The following is a 15745-nucleotide window of genomic DNA, read 5'->3' as shown; positions in this document are numbered from 1 at the left end:
GACAACGCAGCGAACTCCGCCGCTGCGCGGCTCGCGCCGAGGACGAGCCAACCCCTCCCTGAAGACAGGGGCCTGCGCTCAAGAACTCCGGTCACTGGTACCGCAAGCGCCATCCGAGCCCGTCTAAGGATTAATGGGGCTGAGCCGCTCCGGTGGCCCTCGTCTCCGCTTCGCACTCCAGTGGTCTCCATCCCCGGGTCCAAGCGGCTTTCAGAGCACCTGCGGCGGCACACACGTCCCGCCCAGGCCGCGCGGAGGCAGGGCGCCCCAGCACGCCCCGGCGACTGCCGACCCACCCGGGCAGGCCCGGTCTTCCCGCCCAGTGGGACAAGCCACCGATTCGCTGACCCGGCCCTCGGGAGGTCGCGTCCTGGCGACACCAACGGCCGTACGCCAGCGCCCAGCATCGACCACGCCCCGGCAAACGCCTCGGCCTCAGCAAGGAGGTATCCATGCCCGACACCCGAACCCGGCCGCGCTCCAAGCGCCGCCTCCCGCGCATCACCGCTCTCGCCGCGACCACCCTCGTTCTGGCCGGCGGTGCGCTGGCGACCGCGCCCGCCGCTTCCGCTGCCGACTCCAGCAGCTGCAACTCGGCCTGGTACGGGCTGAACGGGCACATCACCGCGAACGGGGTCAACCTCCGCAGCGGTCCGGGAACCGGGTACTCAGTGAAAGGGGTGTTGACCAAGGGCACCCGCACGTACATGTACTGCTACAAGTACACGCTCTCCCGCGCCCAGCCCTGGGACTACATCAAGGTCACCTCGGGAGCCAACAAGGGCGTCAAGGGCTGGGTGCGCGAAGACTTCAACAGTTGGTGACATGCCGTCACCCGCTGGCACTCGCCCTTCGAAGCGGCGGTACTCCACATGGATGCCGCCGCTTCAGCGTGCTCCCAAAGGCCCCGCCTTATGGCGCCCGCCAACATGGAGCACCCGCCTTAAGGGCGCCAAGACCGCCTTCATCGCCACCCTGACCCTGGACGGCCGTGCCATGGCCGCCCAGTTGTGCTCCCGACGCAAGGCTCCCGCATGCACCGTGCGTAGAAGCTGTGTCTGAGGCCTACATGACAATACGAACGCCCTTATGATGAGCCATCTATGCTGGTCCGCAGCATCACAGGGGGAGGGGATAGCGGATGGACTGGTTCTGGTGGGTTCTCATCGTCTTTTGGACGGGTGGCTTCGCGTGGGCAGCTGACAACGTTCGCACCGCACTGCGTAATCGGCATGAGCGTAAGTTGCAGTTGCTGGAGGCGGCGAGGCAGGAACGTTTGGCCGTCGAAGCAGCGAACAAGTCTCCGGAACCAGTGTGCGGATGCACGCACCATCTCGCCAAACACGACAAGCAGGGCCAGTGCCACGAGCGCGTCGAGGTGCCAGTGGCCTGGGATGAGAACAAGAAGCCGCTGCGTTACGAGGCTGGTCAGTGCAACTGCCAGCAGTATGTGGGACCGCAGCCTCTGTCGCAGGTGTTCGCGGAGGACCTGACAGATCTCGCCTGACCAGGATGGCGAGGCCGCTTTCCGTACATGACACTGGGGACAGTTGATCGCCAGTGGGATGGGGGACTCCCGGCGGCTCTCTTCGTTCCCTACGGTGGCCGCGTGGGCAGGGACGGTGTTCTCCGGCTGCGGCTGGTCGCCGTCGCGGACGACGACGCGGGGCTGCGGTCCGCAGCTGCCTCTTCCGGGCTGCCAGCGCGGCAGGACGGCCGCGATCCGCCAACTCGTCCTCCAGGTGCGCGACACGAGTCAGCCACGACGAACCGGCTTCTCCTACCTCCAGGCACCCGTGGACACCTCCGGTGCGTGGGAGCACCACGTCCACGGCGGCGGAGACGACGCCGGCCTCACTTTTGCCTGTCGGTTTCTCTCACTTCCCTTGAAGCAACCACTGGCCGACGAGCAAGACGCATGGCTGGGCCGCATCGACCGGCGAGGGACCACCGTTGCCGGTGACAGTCAGTAATCCACCTCCGAAATCGCACACGGCATACGCGACACCCCTACATGCGAGCCCACCAGCCCCAAGGCTGTTGATGCGCCAGCCAGGCAGCGGCCGCGCACCGCGCGTGCGATCGCTGTTGCGTCCCTTGCTGCCTGGCCCGGCACCGTTCGCATCGTTCCGAGAGGCCGCAACCGTCGATCCCCTCTGGCGTCATCCGGCCTCATCCCGCACCGAACGGAGACTGCGGTGTCCAATGCTGACCTCGCTGCGCGCATCCTGCGCGCGATCACTGACCAGCCCGCCCACTACGACCAGCGTCCTGGCTCGAAGGCGTCGAGGTCCTGCGCCCTACCGACACGCTCAGCGCCGGCGCCCTCGACTGCGGCACCACGCTGTGCGTCGCCGGCTTCGCTGCCCACCTCACCGGCTACACCCTCATCGCGGCTGGGATCCCGCTCGCTCACAAGCCCGGCCGTGCTGCTGCCCCTGTCTGTGACGTGGCCCGTGATGAACTCGGGCTGACCGACTCCGACGCAGCCTGGCTCTTTTGGGGCGCGCGGCGACCCGAACACGCCCGGGCGGCCTTGGAGCAGCTCGCCCAGGGCGCTGACACGATCGATCGGGTCGCGACCGGCGCCTATCCAGGTATGACTGCCCGCTAAAGGACCCCGCACGGTACGGCCCCACCCCGCCTGGCCTGACGGCACACGAGGTGGGGCCGTACGGCATGCACACCACCGCTCCGCCCCTTTGCATCGACGCATTCCGCGCCGGGACGGTCGAGGGGCCTTGACCCCTGATCTTGGACACACGAGACACTGGATCCTGAGGATCTGAGAACGGACATCTCGTGGTCATCTGATTCCTTTCGTGGATACCCCCACCTAAAGGCGGGGGTATCCACGAAAGGAATCAGATGAAGGCGGACAAGCTCGCATTCGGTCGGTTGAAGGTCGATGAGGCCGCCCTGGCCCGGCTGTCCTCTCCGCGCGAGCGGAGGTGAGCCGTGGCAGCAGCGTGAGGCACAGCAGCACGCGGAGTCCTCTCCGCGCGAGCGGAGGTGAGCCGATCAAGAATGGTGTGAAGGCGGCGTTGGCAGAGTCCTCTCCGCGCGAGCGGAGGTGAGCCGCCGCGGGCGGTGTCGCCGTCGAACACGGCGAAGTCCTCTCCGCGCGAGTGGAGGTGAGCCGACCGAGCAGATAGCCGGCCGTGAGCGCGGCGGCCGCAGTGATGGGTGCCTGACGTCGCCGGGTTCGGTCTGGAGCGCGTGGTCGTCCAAGACGGAGGCACGCGTCAGGCCGTCCTCGACGCCCTGGCCGAACGGCACGGGGACGTCGAGCTGACCCGTGTGCCCGCGCTGGAGTTGCTGGAGACCGTACGGACGGTGCGCGCCGCCGTGGCGGCCGCCGACCCCGAGGCGGAGTTCGTGAAGGCCACCGCCTTCCTCGACGCCGCGGTGATGCCGATGGCCGGGGGCCTGCCGGACTGGAACCCCGAGCCGCCGCCCTGGGCGGCAGGCGGAGGCCCGGCGGCCTGACGGGGGTTCCCACCTGGGGGAACCCGGAATCCCGCCCTATAGTCGCACATATGGGGGTGGCGGTAAGAACCCTGCCACCAGCCGCAATCGGGAACCTGCCCACCAGCCTGGACGGGGTCGCTACCGGGTCTATTCGCAGTGCACCGGGCTTCAGCCCGGTGGTGAACTTTACGGCTCCAACACGGCAGGCGTGTTGAGGGTGCAGGTGTAGCCCTGGCCTCTGTGTCACACCTCAGTGGCAGACTGCGGCACAACGAAGCTTCGAAAGGGCAGGGCGTTGCGGCAGGGGTCACCCGTCGAGCGTCACTGTTCGGTGGTGGCTGGTGCCACGGGGGGAGATGTGCGGCTGTGATCTTCGACAGTCTTGATGTGTCGTACGGCGAGATGTGGGGTTCCTATCGGGGAATGACCCATCCGGACCCGATGTCGCGCGCGCTCGCGGCACGCAAGCATGCTGCCGGGATGGATTACGCGGTTCTGCTGTCCGCGCGGGAGCGACCGCTGGCACTGGTCGAAAGATGGCCGCGCGGGATGTGGCGTGTGTATCTGTTCGACGACAGGTCCTGGCGCATGCAGATGATCGACCTCAAGCCGCACAGCACGGGGATGTTGTTGGCTCGCTGGAACACCCGATGGCAGTTTTCCAACGAGCAGGAGTACTCGTCCGGGAAGTGGGATGTTCAGGAGACCACGACCGTCTCGGCCGACGGGCAGGTCGAGGTGAAGTCCGAGTTCGCCGGGCCGAGGGGAGCGTCGACGGAGCCACTGCACGCTCGAACATCCGGCCCGTCGAGCGTCCCCGTGCGGCGGTTCCCGGCGCCCGTCGAAAGCTTCCTCTGCCCCGTACCGGAATTCGGCGACTGGCAGGTGTTCGCGCCGTTCCTCGCCCAGCAGGGCCACGAGCCCGCCACGACCGTCGTCCTGAACGACGTGTCGGTGGACGAAGGATCGGGACCGCTGCGCGCCACCGGAATCGAGCAACTGTTCAGTCCGGGCGCGTGCGACACTCCGGATGGGCCGGCCGTCGTCGAGCCCGTTGACGCCGGCCTGCTGCGGATCACGTCAGGGCAGCTGGCGGTCTCGGACCCCGGCTGTATCGGAGAGACCCGGACCGTCGCTGTGCCACAGGGCGAGTTCCCGGTCACGCTGTCGCTATTGCGCACGACACGCGGGGTCAATGTCGCCGCGGCCAGGGTGACGTTCCTGGACGTCCCGCCCCGCGAGTGGGAAATGGCCCTCAGCCCCGACGAGGACCTCGGGCTGCTCGGCGACGGCCAGTTCTATGGGGTTGGCGTGGATACGGGCACAGCGGCTTTCATGGATGCGACTCGGACGGTGACCGAAGACCAACTGGACGAGGACCTGTTCATCCCCCTCGACAGCCGTTTCAGCGTGGAACTGCCCAGCCCGGAGCCCGAGCCGAACCTCATCGCCTTCCGTGCCGGCCAGGGCGACGGGGCCTACCCCGTCTGGATCGGCCGCACCGATGACGGACAGGTTGGTTGCGTCGTCGTCGACTTCCAGCTCCATTCCGCCGACGAGGGAGAGTAAGAGGCTGCGCGGATAGGTGCAGTTGGGGACCCCGGCAGCAGAACGGGCACAGGTCCCGGTGATCATGGAGTTCGACGCTCTGTGATCACTGAGGAGGCCTGTGCCCGCGCTTCCATCATGGCTCACCGAACCGCTCTGGGACCAATTCGTGGGCCTGCTGCCCGAGCGGCCGGAGTTCCATCCGGACCATCCGCTCGGCTGTCACCGTCGGCGCATCAGTGACCGGATCGTCTTCGGTAAGATGCTGCAACTGCTGCGCTTCGGCTGTTCTTACGAGGCGATCGCCGACACGACCTGCTCGGCCATCACGATCCGCTGCCGCCGCGACGAGTGGATCCGACTCGGCGTGTTCGCCCGGCTCAAGCAGATCGCGCTGGACTCCTACGACCGGATCGTCGGCCTCGACCCGTGCGACCCGGGAACGATCCACGCTTCCGGCACCGTCACGTCCTCCAACTCCTCCGGTGCACCGAGCTCCAGCCAGGCTGGCGGTTCCGGCACTCAGGCCGGCGGTTCGACGATGGGTGGCGGCACGTCGGCTTCAGGGAGCGGCGCTGCGAGCACTCGTTGCACGACGTCGGAACTGCGCGGGAACGTGGGCGATAACAACCCGGGGGCGGGGCAGGAGAGCTTCCCTCTCATCGTGACCAACTTCTCCGACCACACCTGCACTCTGTACGGCTATCCGGGCGCCGCTTTCGTGGATGGCTCCGGTAAGCAGCTGGGGCCGGACCCCAAGCGCGTCTCGGAGTCCGCCGGCGCCGCAAATTCTACGAAGATCACGCTGGCGCCGGGCAAGAGTGCCTGGGGCGGACTCAGCTTCGGCAACCCCGACATCAGTGGCACGTGCGCGCGGCAAGCTGAACCGCATGGTGGACGTGCTGGACGTCACCGATTCGGTGGCCCGGCCCCGGTGATCCGCTGCCTTCCACCGGATGACCAGTGGAGCGTCGTGCGGACCCGGGCCAGGACAATCGGCAGGAGCAGGGCCGGATTGCGCGGGCGTTGTCCGTAGTGCGGGTGCAGGACGGGAGTTACTGGTGGCGGATGAGGCCGAGGTCGGCGCCTGGCTCGGCGTAGATGCGGGCCAGGCGGGACTTGACGGTTCCTTCGGTGAGGTGGAGCCGGGGGTACGCAGCCGGTTTCATCAGCCGGTCCGTGACGCTGGGGACCGGTGTGGTGCGGCCCGTGGCGGTGGCGCGGGCGGCGGCTGCCGGGTCCTCGGGGTGTCCTTGAGGAGGTAGCCGGTGGTGCCGCCCGGCGTCCGGCCTGGCCCGGCACGCACATCCTCGCTGACCACAGCGCCCCCGACGCATGCTCCGCCATTGTCTGAACCGTCTCGGCCACCTGCGGAGCCGGACAAGGCGTCGAGTGGCTTCTCGCGATCCCGGGACACACCGGTCTCGCCCAGGCCGCCACACGTCTCGGCGGCAGAAGGACCTTCCTTGCGGGCCACAGCCGGCCTCTGGATTGCGTGCAGGCAGTGGCTGTCGGCCTTGTGCCCTTCGTGGCCGGCCACCGGCCGGGCGAAGCGGCCGGCAGGTGGCCCGCCGGGGGCTGCCCGGGTGTCAGGACTCGCTGGGGCCGTCGGGCAGCATGCGTTGCAGACCGGTCGCGACAACTGACGCGACATCAAGGTCCGGATCGAGGGCCGCGTTGATGATGACGCCGTCGATCAGCGTCATCGCGAGCACGCCGAGCGCTGTAGGGTCCGCCGTCGCGGGCCCGCAGAAGCGAAGGAGCACGCAGCCGAGTTCGCGATGGGTACGGCGCAGGGCGGCGAGTCGCCGCGCGGCCAGTTCCGGGTCTCGTGCTGCGACGATGGAGAACTCGGCGTTCGCGAGGAACCAGCCGCGACGCTTGCGGATGACGTCGGCGAGCCACGAGCCGATGGCCCGGCCCACCTTGTCCTGCCCTACGCTCTCCGGCTCGATGTGCCGCCACTCGTCGGGCAGGGACTCGGCCCGCTCCTCGGCCAGCACGAGGAACAGCTCCTCCTTGCTGCTGAAGTTGCCGTACACGGCGCCTTTGGTGAATCCCGCGTCTGCGGCGATGGCCTCCAGGGACGCGGCGCCGAAGCCCACGTCGCAGAACTTCTCGTACGCCGACTGCAGCAGCGCGGTCCGCGTCTCGCGGCGCCTGCGTTCCCGGCTCGATTCAGGGGCTTGACGACTCGGCGCATTCATATACTGTTCGTACCACAAATACGGTCCGTATTTGAAATACGAGTCGTACATGAGCGGTCGCGGCTGCCCGCCTTCCCCTCAATCGGAGGCTTCCGATGACAACCACCTCTTCCCCCGGCCGTACGGCCATCGCGGCGACGCTTGGCGTCGTCACCGCGGCGTTGTTCGCCTACTCGACGCTGGAGACGATGCTGTCGCCAGCCCTGCCCGCGATCCAGAAAGCGGTGGGCGCCTCGACGCCGGCGATCGCCTGGGTTTTCACCGGGTTGCTGCTGGCCGGGGCGGTCTCGACCCCGCTGGTGGGGCGCCTGGCCGACATCCGCGACAAGCGGACCGTCCTGCTGTGCGTGCTGGCGGTCGTCGCCCTCGGCACCCTGCTCGCCGCCCTCGCCACGAACGTCGCCCTGCTGACCGCCGGGCAGGTCCTGCAGGGCGTGGGGCTGAGTCTGGTCCCCCTCTCGGTGGGCATCATCCGCGATACCCAGCCCGCCCGGCGCATCGCTGCGGGCAACGGCCTGATCGTGGGGACGGCGGCGTCGAGCACCGCGGTCGGGCTCGTGATCGCGGGTCCGATCCTCGATGTCCTGCCCTACACCTGGCTGTACTGGATCCCCTTCGCCGTGATCGTCGCGGCGTTCGTGGTGGCGTGGGTCGTCGTCCCGTCCTGTCCGCCGACCCGGCGTGGCCGGATCGACTCGGCCGGGGCCGTCCTGCTCGCCTCGGGACTCGCGATGCTGCTGATCGGGATCTCGCGCTCGTCCAAGGTGGGCTGGGGATCGCCGCTGGTGCTGAGCCTGGTGGTGGCGGGTGTGGCGGTCCTGGGCGTGTTCGCCGCGGTGGAGCTGCGCACCAGCGAGCCCCTGGTGGACCTGCACCTGCTGGGCACGCGTGCGGTGCTGCTGACCTGCGCCGTGGCGTTCGTGGTCGGTTTCGGCACGTTCGCTGTCTTCGTCCTGGTGCCGATGCTGGTGGAGCTGCCGACGACGACCGGCTACGGGCTCGGCGGCTCGGCCCTGTCGACCGGGCTCTACCTCGTGCCGCTGGGCATCGTCGGTACGGCCGTCGCCCCGCTCACCGGTCGGTTCGAGCGGGCGGTCGGCACCCGGGGCGTGATGCTCACCGGCACCGCGGCGATGGTCGCCGCCGCGCTGGTGCTCCTCGCGGCTCCCGGCCGTCCGTGGCTGATCCTCCTTTCCACGGCGCTGGCGGGCCTGACCGTCGGCTTCGGGCTGACGGGCGCGATGAACATCGTGGTCGCGACTGTGCCCGAAGAGCGGACGGCCAGCGTCAGCGGACTGGCGTTCGTGGTCAAGAGTGTCGGCGGAGCTCTCGGTGCCCAGCTGGGCGCTGTCCTGCTGGCGCAGTCCACCGCTCCCGGCGCGGAGTTGCCCGCCTGGTCCGGATTCCGGTCGGCCTTCCTGCTCGCCGCCGCGGTGAGTATGGCTGCGGTGCTGCTCAGCATCGCGCTGCCCTCCCGTCTGCCCCGCGTCACACCCTCCGCCGTCACCGCGGTCGGAGAGCCGGTATGAGGACACGCCCCCACCTCACGGCCCTCGACACCGTTCTCGAACGAGCCGCCCTGGGCCACGCCGTGGCCGGAGCATCGGTGTGCCTGATCGACAGCACGACGAACTGCGCGTCGATCGGCGTGGAACGGGTGGGCACGGAGGCTCCGGTCGGCCCGCACACACTGTTCCCGCTCGGATCGGTGACCAAGATCGTCGTGGCGACCGTGGTCTGCCGACTGGTGGCGGAGGGCAGACTCGCCCTCGACGCTCCCGTGGCCGCTCTCGTACCGGAGCTGCACACGCTGGGCGCCCGCGGTGCCGCGATCACGACGCGCATGCTGCTGTCCCATACCTCGGGGCTGGCCGACGCCTGGGACGCCTCCGCCTCACTGACCGAGCTGCTGGGTACCTCCCGCGGGACTGCCGCCGCGGCCGCGCCCGGCGAGGGCTTCTCCTACAGCAACACCGGGTACGTGGTCCTGGGCCGGCTCGTCGAGAAGCTCACCGGCCTCAGCTGGGTGGGGGCCGCGCAGCGGGCGGTCCTGCGTCCGGCCGGGATCTCCTCCGCCGTCTTCACCGCACCGGCCGACGCGGCCGCCGGGCATGTCCTGGGCGATGACGGCACGCTCGTGGCCGGGGACCTCTGGCCTGCGGTCAGCCCGCTGTTCGGGCCGGCAGGCGCCACCCTGCACGCGACCGCCGCGGACACGGCACGACTCGTTCTCGCCTGCGCAACCGGCCGCACCCAGGACGGACGCAAACTGCTGCCCCGGTGGATGGTCGACGAGATGCTCCGCCTGCACGCCCCGATACCCGGCACACCGCTGCATTTCCGGGGCTGGGGACTGGGCTGGGCCCTTCCCGTCGCGGGGCCCTCCCGGTCGGTCCAGCACATCGGCGGGACCAGCGCGTTCATCCACGTCGAGGCCGACCGAGGAATCGCGCTGGCCGTGCTGACCAACTTCCCAGAGGGCTGGGCCTTCGGGGTGGACGTCCTGTGCGAGGCGCTGGGGTATCACCGGCCCGCGCTCCCACCCGGTCCGGGCCCCGGTCACACGGACCGGTACGTCGGGGAGTACGCCTCACCCGCGTTCGGCGTCACGGTGCGCGCCGCCCGGGACGGCCGGCTGCTGATCACCAGCCCCCTCACCGGCCGGGAAACCGACCTGCACCACCAACACGGCGACTGCTTCTGGGCCGATTTCGGCGCCCTGGAAACCGAGGTGAACTTCATGGACTTCGACCACGGCCGGGCCGGCCGCCTGCACACCGCGCTCCGGATGCTGCGCCGTGTCAGCTGAGCACCCCGGCACCGACGTCGTCGTGATCGGCGCGGGCATCGTCGGCGCGCTGATCGGCCGGGAGCTCGCCGGGCGGGGGCTGGGGGTCGTGCTCCTGGACCCCCAGCCCGGTCGCGGTGCCTCGATCGGCAACGCCGGCCTGCTTGTTCCCAGCTTCACCAGGCCGATGGCCGATCCCGCAACCTTGTGGGAGGGCTTCCGCGCCATGACCGGCTCGGACCCTCTGATGTCGATCGGCTCCCTGTCTCCGGCAGTCCTGACGTGGCTGGCCCGATTCGCGGCCGCGGCCCGCCCGGGCCGGGCAGGCCGCATCGCCGCGAGGCTGGTCGGCCCGGCACGCACCGCCGCGGACGCATACGCGAACCTCGCCGCGGAGACCGGCATCGACCTCGGCGTGACCGGCAGCGGCTGGCTCCAGGTGGCCCGCAGCCCGGCCGTTCTGCGACGCAAGCTGGCCCTGGCCCGCGAGCTGACGAAGAACGGCATCGACCTCGACCACGAGGTCCTCACCCAGGCCGAACTGCGGGTACGGGCCCCGGAACTCGATCCGGGCCTGGCCGGTGCGGTGTTCTTTCCCGGTGACTCCTCGCTGGATCCGGCCGCGGCGACACGCGCGGCACTGGTCGCCGCCGAGCTGCGCGGCGTCATCGTCCACAGCGCACGCGTCACCGGCCTGGTCCGCCGGCACGGCGAGGTCACCGCTGTGAGGACCGACCTCGGCGAGTTCACAGCCACCACCTACATCCTGGCCACCGGCGCCGGACGACCAGGAGGACGAGGCATTCAGCCGGGCTGGGGCTGGAGCATCGACGTGCCCGCCAAGCATCCGCTGATCAGCTCGCCGCTGATCGGGCTCGACGACCACGTTGTGTTCAACCCCCTTGCCGGCCGCATCCGGATCACCGGCGGCATGCGGATCGGCGGCACCCCGCAAGACCGCCACAACCACGCCGCCGCCACCGCGATCCGGCAGGCCGCCGAACGGCTCGCCCCCGCGCTGCACGACCTGCCCCAGGGCACCCTCACCCGCGCGGCCCGGCCCATGACCCCCGACGGCCTGCCGCAGGCGGCCAGGACCGGCCGCAACCTCGTCACGGCCACCGGGCACGGCACCCTCGGAATGACCCTCGCCCCAGCGACCGCGGCCGCAGTCGCCCAGCTGCTCGGGCACGAAGGCCGCCATCCGGAGGTCTTGCGGTGACATCGCCGACCACAGCAGGCCATCGGCTCCACACGGACGCGCTGGTTGCCGATGCCCACAACGATCTGCTCATGCTCGTCGTCCGCCGGCCACCGCAGCTGTGGGCCACCTACTTCCGCGACGTCTGGTATCCGCAACTGCGCGCAGGCGGGGTGGATCTGCAGGTCCTGCCGGTCTTCATCGACCACGAGTTCACACCCGAGGGCGCGCTGCGCGAAACCCTCCGGATGGTCGAAGCCGCACACCGCATCGCCGAAGGCAACCCGGACCTGGTCGCGCTGTGCCGCACGGGCGCCGAGATCGACACGGCCATCAGCTCCGGCCGCATCGCGCTGGTCCTGGCGCTGGAGGGATGCCCGCAGATCGACACCGACATCGAGCTCCTGCAGACCTTCGCCCGCCTCGGCGTCCGGATCGTGTCCTTCACCCATTTCGGCCGGAGCGCGCTGGCCGACGGATCCGGTGAAGACCGCACCGGCAGCCGCCTGACCCGCGCCGGCGTCGAAGCACTCGCCCTGCTGGAATCCCTCGGGGTGACGATCGACGTCTCCCACCTAGCAGCCACCGGAGTCGATCACGTGCTCGAACTGGCGACCCGGCCTGTCATCGCGACCCACTCCTGTGCCCGCAGCCTCCACGACCACCACCGCAACCTCTCCGACGACCACATACGCGGCATCGCCGCCACGGGCGGACTCATCTGCGCGAACCTCTACGCCGGGTACCTCACCACCGCAACCCCCACGCTCGACCACGTCGTCGCACACATCGAACGCCTCACCGAACTCGCCGGCCCCACCAAGGTGGGAATCGGTGCCGACTTCGTTGCCGACCTGTTCGCGGAGAAGATCCCGGCCTGCGACCGACCACTGATCATCGAGGGCACCAACACCGAAATCCTCGTCCCCGGCCTCGAAGGACCCTCGGGGCTTCCACTCGTCAGCCACGCGCTGCTCACTGCCGGACACCACGAGAACGAGGTCCGAGGAATCGCCGGCGCCAACCTGGCCCGGTTCCTCGGTGCCACGCACCACGGAACGGACAACCATGCTGCCCTACCTCGACGCTGACCTTCTGGACAGGCTGCTGCCGTTCCCGCAAGCGATCAGCGCGCTGCACAACACCCTCCAGGACGGGCCGCCCACCGTCACCGCACCACCCCGGACCACCGCCGAAGCCCCCGGCGGGCATGTCCTCATCATGCCCGCAGCGGACCGAGACCTGTTCGGCGTCAAGATCGCCGGGGTCGCGCCGGACAACCCGGCGAAAGGTCTGCCCCGGATCACCGGCACCTACCTGCTCTACGACGCTGACACCCTGCGGCCCATCCTCGCGATCGACGGCCCCGCCCTCACACTGCGACGCACGGCCGCCCTGTCCGCACTCGCGGTCGACCTCCTCGCCCCTCACGACATCTCCCGGTTGCTGATCTACGGCACCGGACCACAAGCAGCAGCACACCTCCAAGCCCTCCGCGCTGTCCGGCACTTGCCGTCCATCGCTGTCAGCGGCCGGACCCCCCAGCGGACCCGCGCGTTCGCCGACGACCACGGGATCGACGTCGCCGGATCAGACGACCTCCCCCAAGCCGACGTCGTCGCCTGCTGCACCAGCTCCACCACGCCGTTGTTCGACGGCCGGCACCTTTCGCAGCACGCGACCGTCATCGCGATGGGTTCACACACACCCGACGCCCGCGAACTCGACAGCCACACCCTCCGCGGCGCACAGGTCATCGTCGAAGACGTCCCCACCGCCACCCGCGAAGCCGCCGACATCTCCGACGCACTCACCTCCGGCGACATCACCAACCCCCTGCCCCTCCACGAGATCGTCACCGGACAAACCCCGGCACAAACCGACCGACGACGCGTCTTCAGATCCGTGGGCATGGCCTGGGAAGACCTGAGCACCGCCAAAGCAGCACTCACACAATGGAGGACCATGCCGGCGTGCACCTGAACGTTCCCACCCGTGCCCGAATGAACGCGGCCAGTTCCTGACGGCATTGAGGAGAGCTGACCGCTCTGCGGGGCTGTCCCCTCAACGACGTGACTGGGTTCTACGTTCAACGGCTGGCTATCGTCGCCAGCCGGAAACACAGACTCCGAAGCCGGAGCTGGACCATCAGATTCACTTAGCTTGATGTTTAACCTCGCACGTCACCCGACCTGCTGAGATCTCCCATTTCCGGCGGTATGTGAGACGGCCGCCCTCCACGCTTCGAGATGTCGAGTAACGCAGCGTGAAGGAGAGCGGCCGTTAAGGATGAGTCTTCCTGCCGAAGTCCCCGCCGTCGACGCGTTGGGGGTCTTGTCCCGCTTTCGAGTTGAGTTCTACGACTGCCTCTACACCCGCGCGGATGCGCTCTTCGAACTGACCGACGCGGTGCTGTGTGCGGATGGCCCGGTCAAGTCGCTGGTCGAGTTGACATTGGCGGCCGAGCACCGGCGCGGGCACGGGGCGATGTACGACGCATTGAACAGCGGCTGGCTGGAGCCTCGCCGCCAGCGCAGGCTGCTTGCCCCCACACCGCTGCCGCGTGCGGCCGACGGGCGGATCGTGCTCGCTGTCGACGTGTCGAACTGGCTGCGTCCCGACGCCTCCACCAGCCCGGACCTGCTCTTCTGTCACGTCTACGGCAGGGGCCGCAGCGCGGATCAGTTCATCCCCGGCTGGCCCTACTCCTTCGTCGCCGCGCTGGAGACGGGTCGCACGTCGTGGACCGCCGTGCTGGACGCGATTCGGCTGGGTCCGGCGGACGACGCCACCGCGGTGACCGCTACCCAGCTACGCGAGGTCGTCACCCGGCTCGTGCAGGCCGACGAACTCGACACCTACTTCGCGGTCACCCTGCTCGTCGACCTCCATCTCCCCGCCGACCATCTCCCCGCCCTGAAGGACACCATCGGGCAAGCCCTGATGGACGAGAGCGGACCGTTCTCCCACGGCTTCAACCACTTCCTGTTCGCCAAGACCGCCGACGGCACCCCCGTCGGCGCGGTCCACGTCGGCCCGGCCCGGTGGATGCTCAACCGGCGGATCCCCGCCCACACCCGGCGCGCCCTCGTCGAGCGGGTCTCCAACATCGACACCATCGCCGTCCACCCCGACCACCGCCATTAGGGCATCGGATCCACCCTCATGGCCCGCGTCGACACCGACTTCCGCAACGCCGGATACCGGGCTTTGACCCTGCGCCACGAACACGACAAGAAGCGCTTCTTCACCGCCCACGGCTACACCAGCCTTCCGCGGCTCGCCGTGGACCTTTCGCCGTTCGGGCTGTTCACCGACTACGACCCGGCCTGGAGGTACGCCGTCAAGCCGCTCGACCCCGCCGTCACCTTTGCCTCCCGGCGCGGCCTGACGACCGTCACCGGCCTCCTGGCCTGACCCCCGGCCCGCCCCTGGCACCGCCCACGGCCCCGGTCCCGGCCCCGTCCCGCGACGGGCCCGGGGCCGACGCGCACCCCCCGCTCCGCCGCCGCTTGCCGCGCTAACCGCCGAGCCCTCGACCGTGTGGCCCGCCGCGGCCCGCGCCGGCCCGCCCACCGCTCGCACGACAGGCCCCATGCCGTGACCGCTCGCGACCCGACCACCCCCGCCGGTCCGAATGCCACCGCCCCGACCACGACCGGCGCCGACGTCCTGTGGCAACACCTCACCGACGCACTGAACGCCGCCCTCACAGGCGCCGGACAGTTCCCGTACTTCCACAACCGGTACGGGCCGCGCAACGACTGGCAGCACCAGCCTCACATCACCAGCGCGCACGCCTACGCCCCCTGGGTGGTCCTAGACCTGGCCACCGGGAAGTTCACCGTGTCCAACCGGGAGCGAACCCTCGGCGGCGAGCACTCCCAGCGCCCCCGGCGTCCCCGGCGCAGCCGCCGCTGACCCCCGCCAGCGGCCACCCCGCCCCAACACCGCGAACCGCACGCCCCGCGCGGTCTGCGCCGCCGTCCCGGCAACAGCACGCCGACCCCGACCCGGAAGAAGCACCCCTTCAACTCCCCGCGCACACCACGTACGCGCTCCTCGTCCCCGGCCTGATCACCCTCCACACCACCTCCCCCACCGAGACTGCGGCCCGACAAGCACTGGCACGGGAAACGGCGCAGACACCATCGACCTCCACGACCCGCACCTGACGGTCGGCCGCCTGACCATCACCGGCCTCGACCTGATCCCGGCCGCCGCGAAACTCGACAAGATCGGCGACACCCTCGTCGACGACTCACTTCCCGACGCCGACTTCCACATCTCCGACATCGCCCGCGTCGCCGCCCGCACCCTCGGCGACAACTGGACCGCAACCGCCGGAACATACGCCGTCACCGGCTACCTGGAGAACAAGACCCGCAACACCGGCACCTACAGCCTGTCCGTGGTCGAGGGCACCCTCCAGCTCCACACGAGCAGTGGGCCGAGCCCTGCGCCGAGTTCGACGGCGACAACCTGGCTCTGCTCGGCGAATCCGTCGCGACCGCGGTCCGGGACGACCTG

13 protein-coding genes, 2 pseudogenes and 1 CRISPR repeat array are annotated in these 15745 nt (G+C 69.6%); of the genes and pseudogenes, 14 read left to right on the top strand and 1 reads right to left on the bottom strand.

Annotated features, from left to right (window positions below; all coding sequences use genetic code 11):
• Positions 1-452: 452 nt before the first annotated feature.
• From ACFVVO_RS36690 to ACFVVO_RS36665, 6 genes and pseudogenes are all read left to right on the top strand, one after another.
• Complete coding sequence (locus tag ACFVVO_RS36690; RefSeq protein WP_390060999.1) at positions 453-824, top strand: hypothetical protein; 372 nt, start codon at positions 453-455, stop codon at positions 822-824.
• A 317-nt stretch (positions 825-1141) separates the two neighbouring features.
• Entirely contained in the window at positions 1142-1507 is a 366-nt protein-coding gene (locus tag ACFVVO_RS36685) for a hypothetical protein (RefSeq protein WP_109445550.1), read from the top strand.
• A gap of 1422 nt (positions 1508-2929) precedes the next feature.
• A CRISPR array of direct repeats spans positions 2930-3142; the repeat unit is 30 nt; unit sequence AGTCCTCTCCGCGCGAGCGGAGGTGAGCCG.
• Between the two features lie 44 nt (positions 3143-3186).
• On the top strand, positions 3187-3489 hold the full coding sequence (locus ACFVVO_RS36680) for a hypothetical protein (protein WP_390060997.1): 303 nt from the start codon (positions 3187-3189) through the stop codon (positions 3487-3489).
• A 348-nt stretch (positions 3490-3837) separates the two neighbouring features.
• Entirely contained in the window at positions 3838-5040 is a 1203-nt protein-coding gene (locus ACFVVO_RS36675) for a DUF4241 domain-containing protein (RefSeq protein WP_390060995.1), read from the top strand.
• A 100-nt stretch (positions 5041-5140) separates the two neighbouring features.
• Positions 5141-5450, top strand: a pseudogene (locus ACFVVO_RS36670) (transposase); the annotation flags it as partial.
• 110 nt (positions 5451-5560) lie between these two features.
• Positions 5561-6055: a DUF4232 domain-containing protein gene (locus ACFVVO_RS36665; protein WP_390061001.1), complete on the top strand. Its 495-nt coding sequence runs from the start codon at positions 5561-5563 to the stop codon at positions 6053-6055.
• A 553-nt stretch (positions 6056-6608) separates the two neighbouring features.
• Here ACFVVO_RS36665 and ACFVVO_RS36660 read toward each other — a convergent pair.
• A complete protein-coding gene (locus ACFVVO_RS36660; protein WP_390060993.1) occupies positions 6609-7226 on the bottom strand; it encodes a TetR/AcrR family transcriptional regulator in 618 nt (205 codons plus the stop codon).
• Positions 7227-7321: 95 nt separating this feature from the next.
• On the opposite strand from ACFVVO_RS36660, the gene ACFVVO_RS36655 reads away from it, so the two are divergent.
• The 8 genes and pseudogenes from ACFVVO_RS36655 (at position 7322) to ACFVVO_RS36620 (ending at position 15136) form a co-directional block, all read left to right on the top strand.
• Positions 7322-8755 (top strand): MFS transporter, encoded by a 1434-nt coding sequence (locus ACFVVO_RS36655; RefSeq protein ID WP_358940646.1) that lies wholly within the window; start codon positions 7322-7324, stop codon positions 8753-8755.
• Positions 8752-10035 (top strand): serine hydrolase, encoded by a 1284-nt coding sequence (locus ACFVVO_RS36650; protein WP_390060991.1) that lies wholly within the window; start codon positions 8752-8754, stop codon positions 10033-10035. Before ACFVVO_RS36655 ends, ACFVVO_RS36650 begins: the two co-directional genes overlap by 4 nt.
• Positions 10025-11236: an NAD(P)/FAD-dependent oxidoreductase gene (locus ACFVVO_RS36645; RefSeq protein ID WP_390060989.1), complete on the top strand. Its 1212-nt coding sequence runs from the start codon at positions 10025-10027 to the stop codon at positions 11234-11236. Before ACFVVO_RS36650 ends, ACFVVO_RS36645 begins: the two co-directional genes overlap by 11 nt.
• A complete protein-coding gene (locus ACFVVO_RS36640; protein WP_390060987.1) occupies positions 11233-12306 on the top strand; it encodes a dipeptidase in 1074 nt (357 codons plus the stop codon). The genes ACFVVO_RS36645 and ACFVVO_RS36640 overlap by 4 nt, the downstream gene beginning before the upstream one ends.
• Positions 12284-13198: an ornithine cyclodeaminase family protein gene (locus tag ACFVVO_RS36635; RefSeq protein ID WP_390060985.1), complete on the top strand. Its 915-nt coding sequence runs from the start codon at positions 12284-12286 to the stop codon at positions 13196-13198. The genes ACFVVO_RS36640 and ACFVVO_RS36635 overlap by 23 nt, the downstream gene beginning before the upstream one ends.
• A gap of 306 nt (positions 13199-13504) precedes the next feature.
• A pseudogene (locus ACFVVO_RS36630) lies at positions 13505-14059 on the top strand (transposase); the annotation flags it as partial.
• A 321-nt stretch (positions 14060-14380) separates the two neighbouring features.
• Complete coding sequence (locus ACFVVO_RS36625) at positions 14381-14632, top strand: hypothetical protein (RefSeq protein ID WP_390060984.1); 252 nt, start codon at positions 14381-14383, stop codon at positions 14630-14632.
• Between the two features lie 183 nt (positions 14633-14815).
• Positions 14816-15136: a hypothetical protein gene (locus tag ACFVVO_RS36620; protein ID WP_390060982.1), complete on the top strand. Its 321-nt coding sequence runs from the start codon at positions 14816-14818 to the stop codon at positions 15134-15136.
• Positions 15137-15745: the final 609 nt, after the last annotated feature.

The sequence above is a fragment of the Streptomyces sp. NPDC058145 genome (assembly GCF_042884245.1).
Lineage (GTDB): Bacteria > Actinomycetota > Actinomycetes > Streptomycetales > Streptomycetaceae > Streptomyces.
Note: the sequence above shows the minus strand (reverse complement) of the source record. Positions and strands in the feature narration are given on the sequence as shown.